The sequence below is a fragment of the Streptomyces sp. NPDC055400 genome, assembly GCF_053644375.1.
Map to the genome: position 1 here is coordinate 1 of NZ_JBSHLM010000014.1, position 6,578 is coordinate 6,578.

Annotated in this window: 5 protein-coding genes; all 5 read left to right on the top strand. The window is 71.1% G+C overall.

Translation table 11 applies throughout. The features are described 5' to 3' along the window. Positions 1 to 339 precede the first annotated feature (339 nt). The 5 genes from ACWIGU_RS31590 to hutH all read left to right on the top strand — a co-directional run bounded on the left by ACWIGU_RS31590 (position 340) and on the right by hutH (position 6,461). The gene (locus ACWIGU_RS31590) at positions 340 to 1,221 is read left to right on the top strand and encodes a biotin--[acetyl-CoA-carboxylase] ligase (RefSeq protein WP_454405093.1); all 882 of its coding nucleotides are present in this window, start codon (positions 340 to 342) and stop codon (positions 1,219 to 1,221) included. A gap of 476 nt (positions 1,222 to 1,697) precedes the next feature. After that, a complete protein-coding gene (locus tag ACWIGU_RS31595) occupies positions 1,698 to 2,810 on the top strand; it encodes an adenylate/guanylate cyclase domain-containing protein (protein WP_454405094.1) in 1,113 nt (370 codons plus the stop codon). Between the two features lie 39 nt (positions 2,811 to 2,849). Then, on the top strand, positions 2,850 to 3,641 hold the full coding sequence (locus ACWIGU_RS31600; protein ID WP_454405095.1) for an enoyl-CoA hydratase/isomerase family protein: 792 nt from the start codon (positions 2,850 to 2,852) through the stop codon (positions 3,639 to 3,641). A 65-nt stretch (positions 3,642 to 3,706) separates the two neighbouring features. Continuing rightward, complete coding sequence (locus tag ACWIGU_RS31605; protein ID WP_454405096.1) at positions 3,707 to 4,858, top strand: diguanylate cyclase domain-containing protein; 1,152 nt, start codon at positions 3,707 to 3,709, stop codon at positions 4,856 to 4,858. Between the two features lie 64 nt (positions 4,859 to 4,922). Further along, positions 4,923 to 6,461: a histidine ammonia-lyase gene (hutH, locus tag ACWIGU_RS31610; protein ID WP_454405324.1), complete on the top strand. Its 1,539-nt coding sequence runs from the start codon at positions 4,923 to 4,925 to the stop codon at positions 6,459 to 6,461. Positions 6,462 to 6,578: the final 117 nt, after the last annotated feature.

The following is a 6,578-nucleotide window of genomic DNA, read 5'->3' on the forward strand; positions in this document are numbered from 1 at the left end:
TTGCCCTTGGCGTGCTGCTTCTCCACCGCGCGCGCGGAGCCGGCGTGGGTGGCCTCTTCGATCCGGCGCTGCAGGTCCGCGAGCTTTCCCGCGGTCGTGTGGATGTCGCTGGCGCTGGACACGTTGGGCTCTTCCGGAACGGACATCGGGATGCGGCTCCCTGGCTGCTCAATGGGGACGTGAGGATGGGGCGGGGCGACGTGGCTCGGTGGTGTGGCGGTGCGGTGCGGTGGGGCGGTGCGGCGGGGGTTGGGCATGGCCCTGTAGCTACTGGCTCGTAGCGTAGTGGCGTGGATACCGTTCGGCAGTGCGGCGTTTACCACACCTAGGGTGGGTTGCATGACGCCCCGAAATGCTTCAGACGATCCCTCCGACGCGAACGACGGTCAGCAGTGGTCGGACCTGGACCGGCCGCCGTTGAACGCCGCCGCCCTGCGGCGCGCCCTTGTGCGTGGCGGGCTCTGGTCCTCCGTCGATGTTGTGCCCGCCACCGGGTCCACCAACTCCGATCTCGTTGCCCTCGCCCTGGCCGGCAAGGCCGAGGAAGGGGCCGTCCTCGTCGCCGAGTCGCAGAGCGCCGGGCGCGGGCGGCTCGACCGGCAGTGGACCGCTCCCGCGCGGTCCGGGCTCTTCTTCTCCGTCTTCCTGAAGCCCGGCGCCGATGTGCCCGTGCAGCGGTGGGGGTGGCTGCCGCTGCTCACCGGGGTGGCCGTCGCGACGGGGCTCGCGCGGGCCGCCGGGGTCGACACCGCCCTCAAGTGGCCCAACGACCTGCTGGTGAATGTCGGCGACGAGGAGCGCAAGGCCGGGGGCATCCTCGCCGAGCGGGCCGGGGACGGTGTGGTCGTCGGGATCGGGCTCAACGTTTCGCTGCGCGCCGACGAGCTGCCTGTGCCGGGGGCCGGGTCGCTTGCCCTGGCCGGGGCCGTTTCCACCGACCGGGATCCGTTGCTGCGGGCCGTTCTGCGGTCGCTGGAGGAGCGGTTCGTGGAGTGGCGCGCCGCGGGTGGGGATCCCGCCGTGTCGCGGCTTCAGGAGACCTATGCGGCGGGGTGCGCGACGCTCGGGCGGAAGGTGCGGGCCGAGCTTCCCGGGGGGCAGGAGCTTGTGGGGGAGGCGGTTGCCGTCGACGGGGACGGGCGGCTGGTCATCGCCTCTGAGGACGGGGTGCAGCAGCCTGTGGGGGCGGGGGACATCGTTCATCTGCGGGCGGGGGGCTGACGGGGCTCTTCCGGTGCGGGCCGGGGGCGGGGGGCGGTGCTGGGGTTCGTTTCGGGCGCGCCGTCGCTGGTCCGGGTCTCCTTTTGGGTGCGCCGTCGTCGCGCCGGGTTTTCTTTTGGGTGCGCCGTCGTTTCGCCGGGTTTGTTGTCGGGTGCGGGGCCGCGGGGGCATGTACGTGCTCGCTGTTCTACGGGTGCATGTCGGCGAGCTGATTGCCTGTGCGTGGTGCTGGTGGCTGCGCGCGCACATGCCCCCTCGTCCCCTCCCGTCTCGTGCGCGGCTGACCGCCGGTGGGACTCGCTGCCTTCCGGGCCCCGTCTCGTACGCGGCCGGTCGTCCGGTGGGGCGTGTCCTTTCGGTTTGTACTTGGGTGGGGGTCGGGACTCGTGTGTGCTGGGGGAGTGAGCTGCGGCACACCTGCCGTAAAGTTGAGGCCGGTCGATACATGACCGTGGCAGATCGGAAGGGCAGCAGGCGTGACCGTCGACGACTCGGGCTCCGGCGCGGGCACCCCATCCGACATCGAGTCTGTCGAGGACGGTGCCGGCGGTGAGGATCCGCTTGCCCTCCGGCTCGAAGGGCTCATTCTTGGTGCGGAGCGGCGGTATACGCCGTTTCAGGCCGCCCGCAGCGCCGGTGTTTCCATGGAGCTCGCCTCCCGGTTCTGGCGGGCCATGGGGTTTGCCGACATCGGGCAGGCCAAGGCGCTGACCGAGGCCGATGTGCTCGCCCTGCGGCGGCTTGCCGGTCTTGTCGAGGCCGGGCTGCTCAGCGAGGCCATGGCCGTGCAGGTCGCCCGCTCCACCGGACAGACCACCGCCCGGCTTGCCGAGTGGCAGATCGACTCCTTTTTGGAGGGGCTCACCGAGCCTCCCGAGCCTGGGATGACTCGTACCGAAGTCACGTATCCCCTGATGGAACTGCTCCTGCCCGAGCTGGAGGAGTTCCTCGTTTATGTGTGGCGGCGGCAGTTGGCCGCGGCCACGGGGCGTGTGGTCCAGGCCGCCGATGACGAGGAGATGGTGGACCGGCGGCTTGCCGTTGGGTTTGCCGACCTGGTCGGCTTTACGCGGCTCACCCGGCGTATGGAGGAAGAGGAGCTCGGGGAGCTCGTCGAGGCCTTCGAGACCACTGCCGCCGATCTTGTCGCCGCCAATGGCGGGCGGTTGATCAAGACCCTGGGCGATGAGGTGCTCTACGCCGCCGATGACTCGGGGATCGCGGCCGAGATCGCTCTCCGGCTCATCGAGACCATGGCCAATGACGAGACCATGCCCGAGGTGCGGGTGGGGATGGCCTTCGGGACCGTGACGACCCGGATGGGCGATGTCTTCGGGACGACCGTGAATCTGGCGAGCCGGCTCACCTCGATAGCTCCTCGGGATGCCGTGCTGGTCGACGGCGCGTTTGCCGAGGAGCTTCAGCGGGCCGGTGAGGCCCCCGTTTCCGAGGCCGAGACCGCCGCTCTTGCCGAGAAGGAGGGCGAGGACGCGCCCTCGTACCGCTTTGCTCTGCAGCCCATGTGGCAGCGGCCCGTGCGTGGGCTCGGCGTCGTCGAGCCCTGGCTTCTGACGCGGCGGCCGCTCTAGGATTCTGCCGTTGTTAACTGTCGTTAACCGGGAGGGTCTGTGAGCGAGCGGTTCGGAGAGTTCGTCGAGGTGCGGCGGCACGGGTTTGTCGCCGAGCTTGTCCTCGACCGGCCCAAGGCCATGAACGCCGTGTCGAGCGCCATGGCGGTGAGCGTGGGGGAGGCCTGTGCCTCCCTGGCGGGTGATGGCGGCGCTCGGGTCGTCGTTCTTTCTTCGTCCGCCGCGCGCGCCTTTTGCGTGGGGGCGGATCTGAAGGAGCGGAACTCCTTTTCCGATGCCGAGCTTCTTCGGCAGCGGCCTTTGACCCGGGGGGCCTACGGGGGTGTTCTCGAACTTCCTATGCCCGTCATCGCCGCCGTGCACGGGTTCGCCCTCGGTGGCGGGTTCGAGCTCGCTCTCGCCTGCGATCTCATCGTGGCCGACGAGACCGCCGTCGTGGGGCTGCCCGAGGTGTCTGTCGGGGTGATTCCCGGCGGCGGCGGCACGCAGTTGCTGCCCCGGCGGGTGGGGGCTGCGAGAGCTGCTGAACTGATCTTTTCCGCGCGGCGTGTCGAGGCCGCCGAAGCCCTGGAAATCGGGCTTGTCGATCAGGTCGTGGAGGTCGGTGACGATCGCGAGGCCGCCCTTGATCTGGCGGGGCGCATCGCCGCCAATTCGCCGGTGGGACTTCGCGCCGCCAAGCGCGCCCTGAGGGTGGGGTACGGGCTCGACCTGCGGGCCGGCCTCGAGGTCGAGGATGCCGCCTGGCGGTCCGTCGCCTTCTCCGGTGACCGGGCTGAAGGTGTCGCCGCCTTCAATGAGAAGCGGGCGCCCCAGTGGCCCGGTGAATGACTATTCCTGGCCTCGTATGGGTCCTGAATGTATCGACTTGGGCTTTTCTTTCCTAATCTTGGCCTATGGGAGAGGAAGTGCGGTTGCGGGCCGTGGTCGCGATGGCGCAGGGGATGGCCGCGGCGCAGTCTCCGCGTGAGTCCTGGCGGGCCGCCGCCCTCGGAGCCTGCCGCGCTCTGTCCGGCACCTTCGCGGCTCTGTCCGTGTGGGAGCGCGAGCGCGGGCGGCTGCGCGTACTCGTGAACGTGGGGGAGCGCGCCGAGGGCGAGGCCGAGTTCCCCGAGGGCGAGGCCTATCCCGTGCACCAGTTCCCCGAGATCACGGAGTTCCTGCACGAACAGTGGGTGGGCGGGGGCGCTCCGCGCGCCTGGGTCGAGACCGCCGCCGGGACCGTGGAGGGCGGCGGCTACTGCCATCAGCGCGTCGCGGCCCTGCGCCGGCGCGGGCGCGGCTGCTGTGTCGTCGCGCCGATCGTGCTCCACGGGCGCGCCTGGGGCGAGTTGTACGTCGCCCGGCCCGTGGGCGCCGAGGTCTTCGGCCCTCACGACGCCGCCTTCGCCACCGTGCTCGCCGCTGTTGCCGCTGCGGGCATTTCCCAGACCGAGCGGCTCGAGGAGGCGCGGCGGCTCGCCTTCACGGATGCCCTGACCGGGCTCGCGAACCGGCGTGCCGTCGATATGCGGCTCGATGAGGCCATTGAGCGGCACCGTGTCGGGGGCGATGTCGTTTCTCTTGTCGTGTGTGACCTGAACGGGCTCAAGCGCGTCAATGACTCGCTGGGGCACGCGGTCGGGGATCGGTTGCTGGAGCGGTTCGGGTCCGTTCTCTCGTTGTGCGGCGCGATGGTGCCGGGGGCCCTGGCCGCGCGGCTCGGGGGTGACGAGTTCTGTCTGGTGGCCGTGGGGCCCGACGCCGATGACGTGGTGCGGGCGGGCGAGGAACTGTGTGTGCGCGCCTCCGAGTTGGAGCTGGGTGAAGGGGTTGCCTGCGGGATTGCTTCCACCGGCGATCCGATCGGGGAGGTGCTCAGTGCGCGGCGGCTCTTCCGGCTTGCCGATGCCGCCCAGTACCGGGCCAAGGCGCTGCGGGCCGTGAAGCCTGTGGTGGCCGGGCGGGACGGTCCCGACGATCCCGTCGTGCGCCTTGCCGACTCTCCTCCGCCCGCTGTCGGTGACGGTGAGCGGCGCCGCCTCCGGGGGCGGGACGCGGGGGCGTAAGGGGTCCATCCCGAACTCGGTCGTGACATTGGGCTCTTCACCTCGTACGCTCCTGAATATGGATATGCACACTGTGGTGGTGGGGACGTCCGGCGTCAGCGCGGCCGATGTGGTCGCCGTGGCGCGGGCGGATGCCCGGATCGAGCTCTCCGAAGAGGCGGTGGCCGCCCTCGCCTCGGCCCGCGCGATCGTGGACGCGCTGGCCGCGAAGCCCGAACCCGTGTACGGGGTTTCCACCGGGTTCGGCGCGCTCGCCACCCGGCACATCAGCCAGGACCTGCGGGCTCAGCTGCAGCGGAACATCGTCCGCTCGCACGCCGCGGGAATGGGCCCGCGCGTCGAGCGGGAAGTCGTACGGGCGCTGATGTTCCTGCGCCTGAAGACCGTCTGCTCCGGACACACCGGTGTGCGGCCCGAGGTCGCCCAGACCATGGCCGACGTGCTCAACGCCGGGATCACGCCCGTCGTGCACGAGTACGGGTCCCTCGGGTGTTCCGGCGACCTCGCACCGCTCAGCCACTGCGCTCTTATGCTGATGGGGGAGGGCGACGCCGAAGGGCCCGACGGTGTTCTTGCCCCGGCCGGTGAGCTGCTCGCCGCCCACGGCATCGCGCCCGTCGAGCTGCGCGAGAAGGAGGGCCTCGCCCTGCTGAACGGCACCGACGGCATGCTCGGCATGCTCGTCATGGCGCTCGCCGATCTCGAGAACCTGTACAAGTCCGCTGACATCACCGCCGCCTTGTCGCTCGAAGCGCTCCTCGGCACCGAGAAGGTCCTCGCCCCCGAGTTGCACGCCATCCGGCCGCACCCCGGGCAGGGCGCCAGCGCCGCCAACATGCTGGCCGTGCTGAAGGGTTCGGAGCTCACCGGGCACCACCAGGACGACGCGCCGCGCGTGCAGGACGCGTACTCCGTGCGCTGCGCCCCGCAGGTCGCCGGCGCCGGGCGGGACACCATGGCCCACGCGCGGCTCGTCGCCGAGCGCGAGCTGGCGTCCGCCGTGGACAACCCTGTCGTGCTGCCGGACGGGCGCGTGGAGTCCAACGGCAACTTCCATGGCGCGCCCGTGGCTTACGTGCTCGACTTCCTCGCCATCGCGGCCGCCGACCTCGGGTCCATCGCCGAGCGGCGCACCGACCGCCTGCTCGACAAGAACCGGTCCCACGGGCTGCCGCCGTTCCTCGCCGACGACGCGGGCGTCGACTCCGGCCTGATGATCGCCCAGTACACGCAGGCCGCCCTGGTCAGCGAGATGAAGCGGCTCGCCGTGCCCGCCTCCGCGGACTCCATCCCGTCCTCCGCCATGCAGGAGGACCACGTGTCCATGGGCTGGTCCGCCGCCCGCAAGCTGCGTACCGCGATCGACAACCTGACGCGGATCGTCGCCGTCGAGCTGTACGCGGCCACGCGCGGCATCGAGCTGAGGGAGGGCCTCACGCCCGCCCCCGCCTCGCGCGCCGTCATCAATGCCGTACGGGCCGCGGGAGTTCAGGGTCCCGGCCCCGACCGGTTCCTCGCGCCCGACCTCGCGGCCGCCGACGCCTTCGTGCGCGGCGGACACCTCGTCGCCGCGGTGGAGCCCGTCACGGGGCCGCTGGCCTAGGGGTCACGAGCCGGGCCGCCCCCCCCGGGGGGGGCCCCGCGGGTTTGTGCGAGGAAGGGCCCCGCGCCGCGCGTAAAGGCCGCGGAACTACGGACGGCCGGGCCCAAACCCAGGCAC

Bases quoted from the DNA above. Each gene is read 5' to 3' on its own strand.
- ACWIGU_RS31605 (WP_454405096.1), top strand. From the start codon at position 3,707: ATGGGAGAGGAAGTGCGGTTGCGGGCCGTGGTCGCGATGGCGCAGGGG.
- hutH (WP_454405324.1), top strand. From the start codon at position 4,923: ATGCACACTGTGGTGGTGGGGACGTCCGGCGTCAGCGCGGCCGATGTG.
- ACWIGU_RS31590 (WP_454405093.1), top strand. From the start codon at position 340: ATGACGCCCCGAAATGCTTCAGACGATCCCTCCGACGCGAACGACGGT.